This window comes from Nonomuraea aurantiaca, from assembly GCF_020215705.1.
In the GTDB taxonomy this organism is placed as follows: domain Bacteria; phylum Actinomycetota; class Actinomycetes; order Streptosporangiales; family Streptosporangiaceae; genus Nonomuraea; species Nonomuraea aurantiaca.
The window spans coordinates 1-15,999 of record NZ_JAIWNB010000014.1 but is presented as its reverse complement, the minus strand read 5'-3'; the positions used below and the strand labels follow the sequence as shown (position 1 = coordinate 15,999).

The window sequence follows — 15,999 nt, the reverse complement described above, 5'->3', positions numbered from 1 at the left end:
CGGTGGAATCGGCTCTGAAGCCCTTCCGGGTGCTCGCCTACATCGTCGGCGTGATGCTGCTCGTGCTCTGTGTGGCCATGGTGCTCCGCTACGGCTTCGGCATCGTGGGCATATCGAAGATCGTGGCGCCCATCCACGGGTTCCTCTACATGATCTACCTGATCACGGTGATGAACCTGGGGATGAAGGCGCGCTGGAGCTGGCCGTACATGCTGGGCATCATGCTCGGCGGCACGGTGCCGTTCCTGTCGTTCTACATCGAACGCCGGGTGACGAGCCGGGTGCACGAGGCCCTGGCCGCGGCGGCGGCCTGAGGCCCCGCCGCGCGCCTTGTCCCGCCTCAGCTGCCGATGCCGCGTCTGCGGGCTCTCTTGAGCCGCTCGCGCTGCGACGGGTCGAGCATCAGGTAACCGACCACCGGGGCGGCGACCACGCCGAGGACGACCAGCAGGGTGATAAAGCCGGGCCCGAAGAAGATCAGCGAGAGCAGAACCGCGGCGCCTGCGCCGATGGCGTACTTCTGGACTGGTGACATCCTCAACTTCCTCCGTACGCGGAGCGCGCGCCCCGCCTCTCCCATTGTGCGTCGTGAGTCCAACGCGTGGACCACTCTTGTGGTTCCATTCGCGATATGTCTTAAAAGATTCGTATCTCAAAACAGGTCCGCGACGGCCTTGAGGTCCTTGCGGAGCGCGTCCGGCCCCGGCCGGTGCGCCGGGAACCCCGACAGCAGGCGGAACAGCACCGGCGCCAGGGCGCCCGCCCTGGCCAGCGGCGCGCCCGGCGCGGGCGGATGCCCCTCGACGGCCGCGAACAGCGTGGCGCCCAGCGACCACAGGTCCGCCGCCGGTCCCGGCACGCGTTCGGGCGCCGTGTAGGCCGGGATCGTCGCCGGCATCACGGGTGCGTGCGACACCGGCGCGGGCACGGGCGTGGTGGCCAGCGTGGCCCGGCCGTCCGTGTCGATCAGGACGTTGCCCGGCTGTACGCCGCCGTGATGCGCTCCCCGGGAATGCAGGTCGGCCAGCTGGTCGAGTACGGCCAGCCCGATCTCGGCCACTCGGGCGGGCGGCAGCGGCCCGGCGGTGGCGAGGACGTGCCCGAGCGTCTGCTCCACGGCGAGCCGGTCGAGCATCCCGGCCACCACCTCGACCGGCGGCGGTCCCGCGGGCTCCAGCATGGCCCTGACCAGCCACCGGAAGGCGTCGGTGCTCTCTGCGGGGGCTCGCCCCGGCGGCCGGCCCTCGACGGCGAAGTGCAGCGTCGCGGCCATCGACCACATGTCGGCAGACGGCCGCATGCCCAGCCCCGGCAGCCCGAACCCGGTGAGCACCGCGCGGCCCGTCGAGGTCAGCAGCACGTTGCCGGGATTGACCCGCCCGTGCACGATCCCCGCGTCATGAGCGGTCCGCAACGCCGACAGCAGGCACACGCCCACCCGGGCGGCCTGCTGCACGGGTAGCGGGTGCCGCGAGTCGACGGTCTGCTCCAGCGAGGTGCCGGAGACGAACTCCATGACCAGCCACGGCTCGTCGTCCTCCACCACCACGTCGAGAACCGGTACGACGGAGGCATGCCGGAGCCCGGCGGCCCGCCGCGCGTCCTGCAGCGCGGATCCGCGTAACTCGGCGGGCACACGTAGCTCTCTGACCGCGACGTCACGATGTTCTACCTCGTCGAACGCCAGCCGTACGGAACCCGCGCCCAAAGGGTTCAGCAGCCGGTAGCGACCGGCGAGCTTCTTGGTCTCTCCCATCCCGAGGTGCACGATATCGCCACGTTCCATGGCAAAGCCATGGGCTAGGCGTGGGTTCCCGTCAGCCACTTTTCATGAGCGTCGTGAACCCTCCCGAACAGCGCGTCCTTCTCTTCTTGACTGACGTCGTCCAGGTGCAGCCCGAACACGTCGGACAACGCGGCGTAGTAGTCGCGAGCCGTGGGGAGGGTGATGGAATGGGCGCCGTTGCCCACGCGCGACAGGGCGAGCCCGCGGAGGATGTCCACGCCGGAAGCGTCCCGCCGGGAGACCGTCGCGACCCGGACGAAACCCGACTCCCGCGACGTCGATAGATGCTGATGCATCGCAGTAAAAGCTGACATGTCGGTCGGAGCGGGGTCGAAGTCCATGCCCACGAACGAGCCGCCGGGGTCGTGGTCGAACCGCCAGCCTCCCGGCGCGACCTCGGAGTGCCGCAGCCCGAACGAGAAAGGACCCTGCCGGTAGACCCCCGCGACCAGCGGGAGCGGCTCGTGCAGCGCGTCGCCCAGCCCCAGGTCGGCCAGCCACTCGCCGCCCGGATTGTCGTCGGAGGGCAGCCCGCGCACGGTGAGCACCAGGTGGTTGGCGGTGATGCCGGGCGCGCCGTCGCGGCCCTGCACGCCGCCCACGTGCCTGGTCACGTCGTAGCCGAGCTCCATGAGCAGCAGGGAGAACGCGCCGTTCAGGTGGTAGCAGTAGCCGCCACGGCCGCCGATGATCCGCCCGGCCGACTCGGCGGGATCGACCGTGGTGGGACGGCCGAGCCAGATCTCCAGCGCCTCGTACGGCACCCGCTCGATGTGCGCGACGTGCAGCCGGCGCAGGTTCCCGGCCGTGGGCGGCGCGGCCAGCAGGTCGGGAAGCCCGAGCCGGCGCAGATAACCGTCGGTGTTCACCGGCCTAGTCTGCACCGGATATGCACAGATTGGGGAGTGCCGTCTGCACAGCCCCCTTCTAGGCTTTCGTCCGTGGCAGAGCAGCGACGCATCCTCCTGGTCGAGGACGACGAGACCATCGCCCTGGCGGTACGGAACCGCCTGGCGGCCGAGGGGTTCGACGTCAGGGTGGCGGGGGACGGGGAGACGGCCCTGGTCGAGTACGGCAGGGCGGAGCCCGATCTGGTCATCCTGGACCGGCTGCTGCCGGGACTCGACGGGCTGGAGGTGTGCCGCCGGATGCAGGCGGCCCGGCCGGTGCCGGTGCTCATGCTGACCGCGCTCGGCGAGGAGACCGACGTGCTGGTGGGGCTCGGGGTGGGCGCGGACGACTACCTGGCCAAGCCGTTCAGCATGCGCGAGCTGGTCGCCCGGATCCACGCGCTGCTGCGCAGGGTCGAGCGGGCCGTCCAGCTCGCCTCCGAGGACACGGTGATCAGGGTGGGCGAGGTGGAGATCGACACGGCGGCCCGCCGGGTGTTCGTCCGCGGCGCCGAGGCGCAGCTCACCAGGACGGAGTTCGACCTGCTGCGCCGCCTGGCCGAGCGGCCCGGCCAGGTCTTCGAACGCGACCGGCTGCTGTCGGACGTGTGGGGCTTCTCCGAGGCCGCCGCGACCAGGACCGTGGACAGCCACGTACGCGCGTTACGCCGCAAGCTCGGCTCCGGCGTCGTCCGCACGGTGCACGGCGTCGGCTACGCGCTGGTCCGCCGATGAGGCAGCCGCTCGACTTCCTCGGCCGCATCAAGGTCAAGCTCGGCCTGGTGATCGTGCTGGCCGTGGGCACCGCCTTCCTGGTCAACGAGGTCGGCATCAACTCCGGCCTCTCCCGGCCCGTCCGGATCGCCGTCGCGCTGGTCCTCGCCCTGATCATGGTGCAGGTGCTCGCCATGGGCATGACCAAGCCGCTGCGCCAGATGGCCAGGGCCGCCCAGACCATCGCCAAGGGCCGCTACACCCTGCGCGTCCGCGCCACCTCGCGCGACGAGGTCGGGGAGCTGGCCAGGGCGTTCAACGCGATGGCGGCCGACCTCGGCGAGGTCGACCGGCAACGGCGCGAGCTCGTCGCGAACGTCAGCCACGAGCTGCGCACCCCCATCACCGGCCTGCGCGCCGTCCTGGAGAACGTCGTGGACGGCGTCTCCGCGGCCGACCCGGTCACCATGAAGACCGCGCTCGCCCAGACCGAACGGCTCGGCCGGCTCGTGGCGCAGCTGCTCGACCTGTCCCGGCTCGACTCGGGCGCGCGCCTCATGGAACCGGAGGCGGTCGAGCTCTCGCCGCTGCTGGAGCAGGCCGTACGCGAGGCCGCGCTGGCGCGGGAGGACGTCCGGCTCACCCCGGCGGCCCCCGCCGACCTCGTCGTACGCGCCGACCCCGACCTGCTCGCCCAGGTCCTGGCGAACCTGCTCGACAACGCGGTACGCCACAGCCCGCCCGGCGGCTCGGTCACCGTGACGGGCGAGCCCGACGGCGACGGGGTCCGCATCACCATCGCCGACCAGGGGCCGGGGATCCCCGCCTCGGCTCACGGGCGGGTGTTCGAGCGCTTCTCCCGGCTGGACGCGGGGCGGACGGCGGACGGCGGGGGTGCCGGGCTGGGGCTGGCGATCGTGAAGGAGATCGTCGAACTGCACGGCGGTTCGATCCGCATCGGCGACTGCGCGGGGTGCCGCATGATCGTCGATCTACCAGGGAGGACCATCATGGCGGATACGCCATTAGAACCTGAGCAGGCTTCGGGGGCCGGCGTTACGACGGGTGATGCCGTCCCCGAGGGTGGGGTGCCGGAGGATCTTGCGGCGGCGGTCGGTGGGGCTGTCGAGCCGGGGCTGTCCGAGGCGAGGGTTGCTGGGGATGTGGAGGCCACTCCGGAGACCGGGACGGCGGGCCAGCCGGTGGTCGCGGCTTCGTCGGGCCGGCCGGAGATCCCGGTCCCGGCGGCCCAGCCGGGCTCCTCTGCTCTGTCGGACTCCTTGGCGCAACTGGTCGCTTTGGCGCAGCCTGTGACCTCGGGTCAGCCGGTCGCTCCGGCTCCGTTGGGGGGTCCGTCGGGGGCTTCGCCGGCACCGGCGCAGGGGGCCATGTCGCCGGTGTCTGTTGGGCGGCTTGGGCGGATGGTCGGGGGAGGAGTCATCGGGTTGCTCCTCGGGTTCCTGGTCGGGCTGTTCGCCGCCGTGTTCGTCAGTGTGGCCTTGGGCAGCGACACGGCCGCGCTGATCACGCTCGTGCTGGTCACCGCGCTCATCGGGGCCGTGGGGGTGTCGCTGGGGGCGGGCACCGGGCGACGGGCTGCCGGTGCCCTGCCGTACCAGCTCGCTCAGGGCCGGCCGCCGGGCCAGCCGTATCAGGGGCAGGGGATGCAGAGCCCGCCGTACCAGGGGCAGGGGCAGCCTGGTCCGCAGGTCTCCGGGTTGCAGGGTCACGGGCCGCAGTCGCCGCCCTCGCCGTACGTCCCGCCGCCGCTCTTCCCGCGCCCCGAGCTGCCCGAGACGCCGCGCTGGCTGCTGCCGGCGGCGGCGGGGGCCGGCGTGTTCTCGGCCGTGGCGCTGCCGGACGCGCAGGTGGGGCTGGGCATCGTCCTGGTCACGATGGTGCTGGGCGCCGCGGCGCTGCCCGCGGTGCTGCGGCGGATCACTCCGTGGACGGTGCTGTTCGGCCTGACCGCCTACTGGCTGATCGCGATGGCCGCCGTACGGGACGCCGACTGGCTGGTCGGGATCCTATTCATGGCCGGGTGCGGGCTGCTGGCGCTGGCCGTCTCCGGGGCGGGGTTCGGCTGGCTGGGCGTGATCAGGGGTGGCGTGTCGGTGCTGCTCGCGCTGGGGCCGGTGCCGTGGTTCCTGGCCAAGCCGCTGAAGCGGCTGACCGCCAAGCGGCGCATCCTGCCCATGGTCGCGGCGCTGGGCATCACCGCGGTGCTGCTGGTGGTGTTCGGCCTGCTGTTCGCCTCGGCCGACCCGGTGTTCGCCACCTACCTGGAACGCCTGACCGCGACTCCGGACTGGGCCGAGTCGGTGCCGCTGCGGATCTTCCTGTTCGTGGTCGGGGCCGTACTGCTCGCCGCCGTGGTGCTGGTCGCGCTGCGGCCCGTGGTGGATCCGGTCGGGCCCGAGGTCAAGTTCGGCGTGTCCAGGAGCGTCTGGCTGGTGCCGCTGACCGCGGTGAACCTGCTTTTCGCGGCGTTCGTGGCGGTACAGATCACCGTGCTGTTCGGCGGCGACTCCTGGGTGCTGAAGACCGCCGGCCTCACCTACGCCGAGTACGCCAGGCAGGGCTTCTTCCAGCTCGTCGTCGTCAGCGTGTTCGTGATGTGCATCGTCGCCGTCGCGGGCGGCCTGCTCCGGACCGAGCGGCGCGAACGCTGGCTGCTGGCCGGCCAGCTCGGCGTGCTCTGCGCCCTCACCATGGTCGTGCTGGCCTCCGCGCTGCACCGCATGGACCTCTACACCGAGGCGTACGGACTGTCCCGGCTGCGCCTGTCGGTGCAGGCCACCGTCTGGTGGCTGGGCGCGCTGTTCGCCCTGGTCATCCTGGCGGGGGCGGCCCGGCTGGCCGGTCGCGGCTCCGGCTGGCTGCCCCGCACGATCGTGCTGGTCACCGGGCTCGGACTGGGCGCGTTCGCGATAGTCAACCCGGACTTCCAGGTGGCCCAGACGCAGGTGGTGGTACGCGGGCCGGCCAAGCTGGACGCGGACTACCTGGGCGACCTCGGCGCGGAAGCCGTACCGGCCCTGGACCGGCTGCCGGAGCCGCAACGCAGCTGCGTACTGGCCGACGTGATCAAGGCCAACGGCCTGAACCGGCCGGACGCGTGGAACGGCTGGAACCTGGCCAGGTCGCAGGCCCGCGAACTGCTCGCCAAGCGCCCGGTCGCCACCACGACCACGGGCTGCGACCGCCTGGAGCCCCGGATCTCCGACTGACGGCCGGTGGTCCTAGCAGTGGGGGTTGGCGGCCCGGTAACCGTGCTTGAACGTCTTCGACCGGCCATGGAAGTGCTTCTTCACGCACCGGTGGAACCTGGCCGCGTCCGCCGCGCCCTGTCTCTTGCCCTGGTGCCTGGACTGGGCGCGCCCGGATGTACCGCCCCCGCCACAGCCGGCGTGCTTCCGGCCCACCGCCCAGCCGACCTTGTAGCCGAGTCCGTAGTCCGGCTGGCCTGAAGCCGGGTGCTTACCCGGGCGGGAGGGCTGGCACCGTACGCCGTTGGCGTAGCCGTCGGAGTAACCCTTCGCGCAGCCCTGGCCCAGGTCATCACACGGGTTCAGCCGTGTCGACAGGGCCGCCGCAGGGGTGGCCGGGGCCGCCGCGGTGAAGCCCTGAGGCAGGGCGAGGGCGGCGACAAGAGCCGATCCGAGGACGACGAGCGCGCCTCTTTCGATCATGACCTCTCCGTCTCCGGCGAAGAGCACGGCCAGGTGTCCCGCCTCGAGCAACGAGCGTCTTGAGGTAATTCCCGCTCATATACTGGACAAATAGCCATGTAGCGCATTAACCATCTCAAGCTTGATCAAAAGTGATCATGTTCTGTTTTGTCGGCCGTTCGAGTCGACGGCAGCCGCCGGACGGGTTTCCCGGGCAGGTCCGCAGCCGCGCGGTACCTGCTGGATCATGTTTAATCCTTGAGTGGCTTTCGATGTGATCATCAGCGGCGGACACGTGCTCGACGGGACGGGGGCGCCGCCGTACCGGGCCGACGTGGCGATCACCGGTGACCGGGTCGCCGCCGTGGGCCGCCTCGACGGCGTGGAGAGCGCCTCCGTCATCGCCGCGAACGGACGGTTCGTCGCACCGGGGTTCATCGACTGCCACGCCCACGGCGACGCGGCCGTCTTCGACCCCGCCGTACAGCTGGCATCGCTTCGCCAGGGGGTGACCACCTTCGTACTAGGACAGGATGGCCTGTCCTTCGCTCCCGGCTCCGCCGGCACCGTCGCCTACGCCGAACGCTACTTCGCAGCGGTCAACGGCCCCCTTACGGCCGGCGTGCGTTCCGGGGACGGGCTGTCGGTCGCCGAGTTGCTCCAGGGGTACGACCGCGCGGTCGCGCTCAACACCGCCTACCTGATCCCGCACGGCACGATCCGCTACGACGTCATGGGCCCCTCCTCGGACGCCCCCGCACGCGACGAGCTGACCCGCCTGCTCGCCCACGTCGAACGCGGCCTGGAGGACGGCGCGGTCGGCCTGTCGAGCGGCCTGGAGTACCTGCCGGGCCGCTACGCCTCCGCGGCGGAACTGGCCGCCCTGTGCGCCCCCCTCGCGGGCCTCCCGTACGTCACCCACATGCGGGCCTATGGCGAGCGAGCCGGGGTGGGCATGTCGGAGGTCGTGGACATAGCCCAGCGATCCGGTACGGCCGTGCACATCTCCCACCTGCACGGGCCCGCGGACGTCCTGCTCCCCCTGGTGGATGAGGCGCTGACCGGGGGCGTGGACCTGACCTTCGACTCCTATCCCTACCTGCGCGGCAACACCATCCTGGCGATGGTCGTCCTGCCGCCAGAGGTCCCGGGCGCCGAGCCGGACCGGGCCTTGGAGATGCTGTCGTCCGGGGAGCTCGACGCCTGGTGGCCGGAGCTGGCGCCGACCTGGCCGCGCCTGACCATCTCCCACGCCCCCGGCCTGGAGTGGGCGGAGGGCCTGGGCATGGTCGAGGCGGCCGAGCGGGCGGGCTTGGCGCCGCACGAGTTCTGCCGCCGCCTGCTCATCGAGACGCGCCTGGAAGCGGGCTGCGTGACGGCCCGTCCCGACGAGGGTCCGGAGGGGGAGGAGTCGGTACGCCGCGTGCTGCGCCACCCTTCGCAGACGGGCGGCTCGGACGGCATCTACGTGGGCGGCCACCCGCACCCGCGCGGCTTCGGCGCGTTCGCCCGCTTCCTGGGACGGCACGTGCGCGAGCTGGGCGACTGGACGTGGGGGCAGGCCGCCGTCCACCTGTCGTCGCACCCGGCGCGACGCTTCGGCCTGACGGACCGCGGCCTGCTCCGGCGCGGCTTCGCGGCCGACGTGGTGGTGATCGATCCGGCGACGGTGACGGACCTGGCCACGTACGAGACTCCGCGCACTCCGGCGAGGGGAGTGGACGACGTGCTGGTGTCGGGGGTGCCGGTGCTGGCGAACGGCGCCCTGACGGGCGAGACTCCAGGACGGGCACTGCGCCCGCACCAGGACCCCCTGGGACCCTGAAACCACGGACGGGGCCAAGAATGCGCACGTCACGGCGCCCAGCCACCTCCACCGGAGGAGCGTGCCCCTGGACGGGGCCCGGCCCCGTGCGGCGGGTGGGGTCCACCGGGCCTGCCGTAAAAGATCATAAAAAAGAGGGACACCGGTGAGATAGGGTCAGGCGCGGACAATTGGGGGTGTTGTGCAGGGAATCCACGAACACAGTCGGTCCGTCTTCGACGGTGCCACCCTCCCTCTGATGGTCGTGCATCGGGAGGCGCTGGAGCACAACATCGCGACCATGGCCGCCTTCGCCCGCGATCACGGCATGGAGCTGGCGCCGCACGCCAAGACGCACATGTCCCGAGAGATCGCCACCATGCAGCTCGAAGCGGGCGCATGGGCGCTCACCGTGGCGACGGCGCGGCAGGCGATGGCGGTGCGGGAGTTCGGGGCGGCCAGGGTCATGGTGGCCAACCAGATGGTGGACCCGGCCGGGCTGGAGTGGGCGGCGACGGAGCTGGCCGCCGACCCGGGGTTCGACTTCCTGTCCTTCGTGGACTCGGTGGCCGGGGTGGACATCCTGGCCCGGCATGCCTCGTCGCGGCCGTTCAGCGTGCTGGTCGAGCTCGGGCACGAGGGCGGGCGGGCCGGGTGCCGGACGCTGGAGCAGCTGCTGGAGGTGGCCGCGCATGTGCAGCGGACCGACGGGGTGGAGCTGGCCGGTATCGCCGGGTACGAGGGGGCGCTGAAGACGGCGCCCGAGGTCCGGAAATATCTGTATCTGTTGCAGGATGCCGCCGAGCACATCCGCGTCAAGAATCCGATCCTGACCGTCGGCGGCAGCCAGTGGTTCGACGTGATCGGGCGCGAGCTCGTCACCACCCAGGCCAGGATCGTCCTGCGCGCCGGAGCGTACGTCACCCACGACGACGGCTACTACCGCGAGCGCACACCCTTCAACCGCGTCCCCGGCGAGCTGCGGCCCGCGCTGGAGGTGTGGGCGCACGTGCTGTCCACGCCCGAGCCGGGGCTGGCGATCGTCGGCCTGGGCAAGCGTGACGCCCCGTACGACGAGGGTCTGCCCGTTCCCAGGCGGGGCGGCGTCACGATCGTGAAGATGCAGGACCAGCACACGGTCGTCCGCGCCGACGGGCTCAAGCCGGGCGACCTGCTCGCCTTCGGCATCTCGCACCCGTGCACCGCCTTCGACAAGTGGCGCACGCTCCCGGTGGTCGACCGCGACTACCGCCGCGTCGGCACCATAAGCACCCACTTTGGCTGATAAATGCTGATGAATAGGGAGATGTTGTGAAGAAGGAACTGAAGACCACCGAGGGCGCGGCCCCGGTCGGCGCGTACTCCCAGGGTCTGGTCGTCGGCGACTTCGTCTACACCTCGGGCGCGGGACCGCTCGACCCGCAGACCGGTGAGGTCGTCGGCGACGACGTGGCCGCCCAGACCCACCAGACCATGCGCAACCTCGGCGCCATTCTCGCCGCCCACGGCCTCGGCTTCGACGACGTGGTCAAGGCCACGGTCCACCTGCAGCATCTCAAGCGCGACTTCGCCGCCTACAACGAGGTGTACAAGTCGTACTTCAGCCAGCCGTACCCGGTCCGTACGACCGTCGGCTCGGACCTGATGGACATCCTGGTGGAGATCGACTTCGTCGCGTACAAGAGCGCGTAAGGTCGGTCCGTGGACAGTTCGGTGTACGTCTTCGTCGAAGATCTACGCGGCGAGGGCGTCGAGCGGGTGCTCGACAGGATCAGCGGGTACGGCGTGGCGGGCGTCACCGTCGGCGCCGTGCACCACGCCTCCCGCGACGTCACCCCGCACGGACTGTCCAGGCTCACGCTCCGCCACGACGGCGCCCACTTCGTCCCGCCGGCCGACCTGTTCTCCGGTCTGCGGCTCAGGCCGACGCCCGGCTACCAGAACGCGCTCGACGGCCTGCGCGAAGCCTGTTCGGAGCGGGGGCTGAAGCTCCATGGCTGGACGGTTTTCCTGCGCAATGCCACGATCGGCACCCAGCATCCAGACGTGACCGTACGCGACTGCTTCGGCGATCGCGGCTCGCTCACCGACCTGTGCCCGGCGCATCCCGATGTGCGGCAGTACGCCGTCGCGTTGGCGAGGGCGGTCGCCCGGCTCGGCGTCGACAGCGTCGTGGCCGAGTCGCTGCACTTCAGACCGCTCAAGCCGCAGCGCTCTTTCGTGCCGCTCGGGCCCATGGACGCCTATCTGTTCGGCCTGTGCTTCTGCGACTACTGCATGCGCCGGGCCACCGACCTGGGCGTCAACGCCGAAGTGGCCCGCGAGGAGTGCGCCAGGATCGTGGGCGGGGTGTTCGACGGCGACCCGCCCGCGCAGGGCGAGGTGACCCGGGCGGCGCTGACGGCGTACGCGGGACCCGAGGTGGTCGCCTACGCCCGCGCCCGGTCGGAGACCGTCACCACGCTGGTCTCCGAGGTGGCCTCCGCCGTGGCGGACGAGGGCTCCAAGCTGGTGTTCATCGACTCCACCGGAGCCGTCAAGGGCTACACCGACGGGCTGCCGTCGCCCGGCCTCGCCGCGCACGACGCCTGGCAGCTCGGCGTGGACCTGGTGGCGCTCGGCGATCTCGTGCCCGCGTTCGGCGTGCTCGCCTACGCGCGCGACGCCGCCCGGGTGGCCGACGACGTGGGCGCCTACCTGCGGTCGGTGGGCAAGGATCGGGAGGTACGCGCGGTGCTGCGGCCCGGTTATCCCGACAGCGACTCGGCTGACCGACTGGTCGCGAAGGCGCGGGGGGCCAAGGCGGCGGGGGCGTTGGCGGTGGACTTCTACGCCTATGGGCTGATGTCGTACCCGGTGCTGGACCGCATCCCAGCCGCCCTGGCCGAGGCCCTCTGACGGGCCGCGTGGGCGGTCCGGATTATCGCACTAAGACATGACACCATCGAGCACCATGGCCACCGCCTGACTCGCGAAATCATCCGTGAGCGGCAACCCCCGGAACACCGCCCTGATCCACACCGCCCCAGCCAGCAGATCCACCACCAGCATCGGATCGACCGACCGCTTCAGCTCCCCCCGCCGTACCGCACGCTCGAAGACCTGCCGCTCCCGCGCGAACCGGTCCGCGAAGAACGTCCGCGCGTCCAGTTCGGGATGGCGTGCGGCGGCGCCGAGCGCGGCCACCGCGATGTCCCTGGCCGGCGGCTGGGTGAGGAGCCGCCTGATCCCTTCCACGAGCGCGACGAGATCGCCACGCAGGCTCCCCGTGTCCGGCGCCTCGAACTCCAGCGCCTCCGCCTCCACCAGCGCCGCCCCCAGCAGCGCGGCCTTGGACGGCCACCACCGGTAGATCGTCGTCTTGTTGACGCCCGACCGCTCGGCCACGCCCTCGACGGTCAGACCGTCATAGCCCTTCTCCGCGACCAGCAGCAGCGTCGCGTCGAAGATCTCCTGCTGCTTCCTAGGCGCCATGCGGTCATTTTCTCCCGGCGAACGCCGTGATCACGCCCAGCCCCAGGTACACCACCCCGCTGAAGAGCCGCAGCGCCTTGGCCCTCCTGACGAGGCGGCTGCCGAGCGCCCCGGCGGTGAACGCGTACACCAGGTCGGAGAGCACCCCCAGCACCAGCAGCGTGGCACCGAACACCACGATCTGGAGCGCCGGCGACCCCGCCGACGGCTTCACGAACTGCGGCAGCAACGCCAGGAAGAACAGCGTGACCTTGGGGTTGAGCAGGTTCACCACGACGCCTTCGAGGAACACCTTGCCGAGCGGCTGCGGCGGCCGCGGCACCTCGGACTCGGCCTGCTCCTTGCCGGTGAGCGCGCGTACCCCCAGATAGACGAGATAGGCGACTCCTGCCCACTTGACGATCCCGAACAGCGTCGCGGACCTCGTGATCAGGTACGAGAGCCCGGCGGCGGCCGCCGCGATGTGCACCAGCGTGCCGGTCTCCACGCCGAACGCGCTGGCCAGCCCCGCCGCCCGGCCCTGCGAGAGGCCCCTGGCGGTGATGTACAGGTGGTTCGGACCGGGGATGAGCACCAGCGCGAGCGAGGCGCCCACGAAGAGCACGTACGTGGACCAAGGGATCATGAAATATAAGCGTAAAGCGGCTTTGGCCCTCTGTTGAGAGCCAATCGGGTACGCCGTTCCTGGGCCAATCGGAATGTCGGCCAGGCGTGGCATAGTTGCTGCCGTGAAGGGTCTCCTGGTCGGGCGCGCTGCTGAGCTGGCGAGACTCGCGCGCGTGCTCGAATCCGCCGCCCACGGCACCGCCGAGGTGGCGCTCGTCGGCGGCGACGCCGGCATCGGCAAGACCCGGCTGGTGTCCGAGCTGGTCGCCGAGTCCCGCTCCCGTGGCTTCAACGTGCTGGTCGGCCAGTGCGCCGAGCTCGGCGACACCCTGCCCTACCTCCCGCTCGCCGACGCCCTGCGCGGCGCCGAGCCCGCCGTCCGCGAGGCGGCCGCCGCCCATCCCCTGCTCGGCCAGCTGCTGCCGGGCGTGGAGAGCGCGCCTCCGGCCGGCCTCACGCAGCAACGGCTGTTCGGCTCGCTGCTGGGGCTGCTGGCCGAGGTCCAGCCGGTGCTGTTCGTGATCGAAGACCTGCATTGGGCCGACCGCTCGACCCGTGACCTGCTGGTGTTCCTGAGCCGCATGGTGCAGAGCGAGCGCGTGTGCGTCGTCGGCACCTACCGCACCGACGACCTGCACCGCCGGCACCCCTTGCGGTCGGTGCTGGCCGAGCTGAAGCGCCTGCCCAGCGTCACCCACCTGGAGCTGGGCCCTCTCGACTCCGGCGAGATGTCCGACTATGTCGCGACCCTGGGTGAGGTGGACGCTCAGGAGCTCGGCGTGATCGTCACCCGCGCGGGCGGCAACCCGTTCTATGCCGAGGAGCTGTTCGCCGCCATGGCCGAGGGCGACACCCTGCCCGACGGGCTGGCCAGCCTGCTGATGTCCCGGGTCGAGGTGCTGTCCGAGCCCGGCCAGCGCGTGCTGCGCGCCGCCGCGGTCGCCGGTCGCCGCGTCGAGGACGAGCTGCTGCGCGAGGTCTCCGGGCTCCCGCTGGCCGACTTCGAGGAGGCCGTACGCGAGATCGTCTCGCGCGGCCTGCTCCGCGTCGACGGCTACGGCTACGCCTTCCGGCACGCTCTGCTGCAGGAAGCCGCCTACACCGACCTGCTGCCCGGAGAGCGCAGCAGACTGCACGCCGACTTCGCGCGCCTGCTCACCTCACCCGCCGAGCTCGCCCACCACCACCTGGCCGGCCACGACCTGGCGGGCGCCCTGGCCGCCTCGGCGAAGGCCGGCAGGCTGGCCGAGCGCCTGGGCGCGCCCGCCGAGGCCCACAGCCACTACGACCGGGCGCTGAGCCTGTGGGATCGAGTCCCCGACGCCGCCGAGCTCGCCGGTGAGGAGCGGGCCGAGCTGGCCTTCCGCAGCGCGGTCATGGCGGCCGACAGTGGCGACAACCACCGTGCCGTCCAGCAACTGCGCGCCCTGCCCCCGACCTCCGAGGTCAACGAGCGGCTCGCCTATTACCTGGTCGAGCTCGACGACCAGGACGGCGCCATCGCCGCGGCCCAACGCGCCGTCGAAGCCGCCGCCGACCAGCCCGCCCTCGCCCGAGCCCTGGCCACCCACGCCCGCACGATCACCTGGTCCGCCCGCCACGCCGAAGCCGAGGACATCGCCCGCCGCGCCATCGAGACGGCCAGAGCCGCCAGCGCCCGCGACGCAGAAGTGGGCGCCCTGCTCACCCTGGCCCTGCACGCCGAGCACGAAGGCGACATGGCCCGGGCCCTCTCGCTCGCCCAGACCGCCTCCGCCGCCGACACCGGCCACCTGGCCATGGACCTGCGTGCCCGCTTCCACCACTCCCGCATCCTCTACGAGCAGGGCCTGCTGGCCGAGGCGGCCGAGATCGCCGACGCGGGCATCCAGCTGGCAGTCGAAACCGGCCTCAACTGGAGCACCTACGGCACCGACCTGCGCTTCCTCCGCTTCCTGATCCACTACGTGGCCGGCGAATGGGACGAAGCAGAGGCCACCGCCGCCGGCTTCGGCGCCCGCGTCGGCACGCTGCCGGAAGCGGTCCTGTCGTCGTTCGCCCTGTTCGTCGAGGTCGCCCGCGGCCTGCCCGCCGTCGAAGGCCGCCTCAACTGGCTACGCCCGTTCTGGTCCGACCTCCTCGTCGCCTACATGTCCCGAGGCATGGCCGCCGAACACGCCCTCTGGTGCGGCGACCCCGCCCTGGCCCTCGAACACGTAGAGGCCGCCATGGCCACCCTCGAACCCGGCGAAACGGGCACTTTGCGCGTCGCCGCCATCGGTTTGTGGGCGCTAGCCGACCTAGGCCAGGTGGAGGGCGCCGACGACCTCCTCAACCGCGTCCGCTTCGCCGTCGAAAGCGGCCCAGTGGGCGACCGCGGCCCGATGGGCCCAGAAGGCCAAGCCTGGGCCCTACGCGCGGAGGCCGAATGGCACCGCGTCCACGGCCGCCTCGACGTGGAGCTGTGGCGGCGCGTGGTGGCGGCCTTCGACTTCGGCTTCGTCTACGAGACGGCCCGCGCCCGCTGGCGCCTCGCGGAGGCCCTACTGGCAGCAGGCGCCCGCACGGAAGCCCAGGCCGAATGGGAGCTGGCCCGCGAGGCAGCCGGCAAACTCCGCGCCACACCCCTGGAGACCGCCCTGGCCGACTTCGCCCGCCGAGCCCGCTTCACCACCGGCGGCGGCAGCCACGGCGACGGAGGACTGACGGCACGGGAGACCGAGGTGCTGCGGCTGGTGGCGGAGGGCTTGACGAACCGGGAGATCGCGGAACGGCTGTTCATCGCGCAGAAGACGGTGAGTGTGCACGTGTCCAACATCTTGGGCAAGCTGGAGGTCTCTACGCGTACACAGGCGGCGGCGGAGGCCCGGACACGCGCGCTCCTATAGCCCAAACAGCCTTCGCGCGCTGCTCTTGCACTATGCCCCCGCGCCCCTGCACTGGGCCAGTGGCCCCGCGCTGGTCGCGGGGGTCGCGTCCTCGGAGCGGTGTAAAAGCTCGACGAGGTAGGTGCCGTGGGTTGATCTTAAGCGGCCACCGTTACGGACGTCGAGTCGCTCGCTGGGGTGGCCTCTG

Annotated in this window: 14 protein-coding genes; 8 read left to right on the top strand and 6 right to left on the bottom strand. The window is 71.5% G+C overall.

Features of this window, described 5'->3' with window-relative positions; translation table 11 throughout:
- The first annotated feature begins 2 nt into the window (after positions 1-2).
- Positions 3-314, top strand: a complete 312-nt coding sequence (locus tag LDL49_RS29725; protein ID WP_225295668.1) for a DUF3817 domain-containing protein — start codon at positions 3-5, stop codon at positions 312-314.
- A gap of 26 nt (positions 315-340) precedes the next feature.
- Here the strand turns inward: LDL49_RS29725 and LDL49_RS29720 are convergent, their stop codons facing one another.
- The 3 genes from LDL49_RS29720 to LDL49_RS29710 all read right to left on the bottom strand — a co-directional run bounded on the left by LDL49_RS29720 (position 341) and on the right by LDL49_RS29710 (position 2,655).
- Positions 341-535 (bottom strand): tail-anchor membrane protein, encoded by a 195-nt coding sequence (locus tag LDL49_RS29720; RefSeq protein ID WP_225295666.1) that lies wholly within the window; start codon positions 533-535, stop codon positions 341-343.
- Positions 536-652: 117 nt separating this feature from the next.
- Positions 653-1,786, bottom strand: coding sequence for a protein kinase domain-containing protein (locus tag LDL49_RS58535; RefSeq protein WP_308016208.1), 1,134 nt, complete (start codon positions 1,784-1,786; stop codon positions 653-655).
- Positions 1,787-1,800: 14 nt separating this feature from the next.
- Complete coding sequence (locus LDL49_RS29710) at positions 1,801-2,655, bottom strand: arylamine N-acetyltransferase family protein (RefSeq protein WP_225295664.1); 855 nt, start codon at positions 2,653-2,655, stop codon at positions 1,801-1,803.
- 72 nt (positions 2,656-2,727) lie between these two features.
- On the opposite strand from LDL49_RS29710, the gene LDL49_RS29705 reads away from it, so the two are divergent.
- Together LDL49_RS29705 and LDL49_RS29700 are read left to right on the top strand one after the other, a co-directional pair.
- On the top strand, positions 2,728-3,411 hold the full coding sequence (locus tag LDL49_RS29705; protein WP_225295662.1) for a response regulator transcription factor: 684 nt from the start codon (positions 2,728-2,730) through the stop codon (positions 3,409-3,411).
- On the top strand, positions 3,408-6,620 hold the full coding sequence (locus tag LDL49_RS29700; protein ID WP_225295660.1) for a DUF4153 domain-containing protein: 3,213 nt from the start codon (positions 3,408-3,410) through the stop codon (positions 6,618-6,620). Before LDL49_RS29705 ends, LDL49_RS29700 begins: the two co-directional genes overlap by 4 nt.
- A gap of 12 nt (positions 6,621-6,632) precedes the next feature.
- Here the strand turns inward: LDL49_RS29700 and LDL49_RS29695 are convergent, their stop codons facing one another.
- Positions 6,633-7,082 (bottom strand): hypothetical protein, encoded by a 450-nt coding sequence (locus LDL49_RS29695; protein WP_225295658.1) that lies wholly within the window; start codon positions 7,080-7,082, stop codon positions 6,633-6,635.
- A gap of 241 nt (positions 7,083-7,323) precedes the next feature.
- On the opposite strand from LDL49_RS29695, the gene LDL49_RS29690 reads away from it, so the two are divergent.
- The 4 genes from LDL49_RS29690 to LDL49_RS29675 all read left to right on the top strand — a co-directional run bounded on the left by LDL49_RS29690 (position 7,324) and on the right by LDL49_RS29675 (position 11,763).
- Complete coding sequence (locus LDL49_RS29690) at positions 7,324-8,886, top strand: N-acyl-D-amino-acid deacylase family protein (RefSeq protein ID WP_225295656.1); 1,563 nt, start codon at positions 7,324-7,326, stop codon at positions 8,884-8,886.
- A 238-nt stretch (positions 8,887-9,124) separates the two neighbouring features.
- Positions 9,125-10,150, top strand: coding sequence for an alanine racemase (locus LDL49_RS29685; RefSeq protein ID WP_225295654.1), 1,026 nt, complete (start codon positions 9,125-9,127; stop codon positions 10,148-10,150).
- Between the two features lie 26 nt (positions 10,151-10,176).
- Positions 10,177-10,557 (top strand): RidA family protein, encoded by a 381-nt coding sequence (locus LDL49_RS29680; protein WP_225295652.1) that lies wholly within the window; start codon positions 10,177-10,179, stop codon positions 10,555-10,557.
- A gap of 9 nt (positions 10,558-10,566) precedes the next feature.
- Entirely contained in the window at positions 10,567-11,763 is a 1,197-nt protein-coding gene (locus LDL49_RS29675) for a hypothetical protein (protein WP_225295650.1), read from the top strand.
- 30 nt (positions 11,764-11,793) lie between these two features.
- Here the strand turns inward: LDL49_RS29675 and LDL49_RS29670 are convergent, their stop codons facing one another.
- Together LDL49_RS29670 and LDL49_RS29665 are read right to left on the bottom strand one after the other, a co-directional pair.
- Positions 11,794-12,339: a TetR/AcrR family transcriptional regulator gene (locus LDL49_RS29670; protein WP_225295648.1), complete on the bottom strand. Its 546-nt coding sequence runs from the start codon at positions 12,337-12,339 to the stop codon at positions 11,794-11,796.
- A gap of 4 nt (positions 12,340-12,343) precedes the next feature.
- The gene (locus LDL49_RS29665; RefSeq protein ID WP_225295647.1) at positions 12,344-12,964 is read right to left on the bottom strand and encodes a LysE family translocator; all 621 of its coding nucleotides are present in this window, start codon (positions 12,962-12,964) and stop codon (positions 12,344-12,346) included.
- A gap of 103 nt (positions 12,965-13,067) precedes the next feature.
- On the opposite strand from LDL49_RS29665, the gene LDL49_RS58530 reads away from it, so the two are divergent.
- Positions 13,068-15,812 (top strand): ATP-binding protein, encoded by a 2,745-nt coding sequence (locus LDL49_RS58530; protein ID WP_308016207.1) that lies wholly within the window; start codon positions 13,068-13,070, stop codon positions 15,810-15,812.
- Positions 15,813-15,999: the final 187 nt, after the last annotated feature.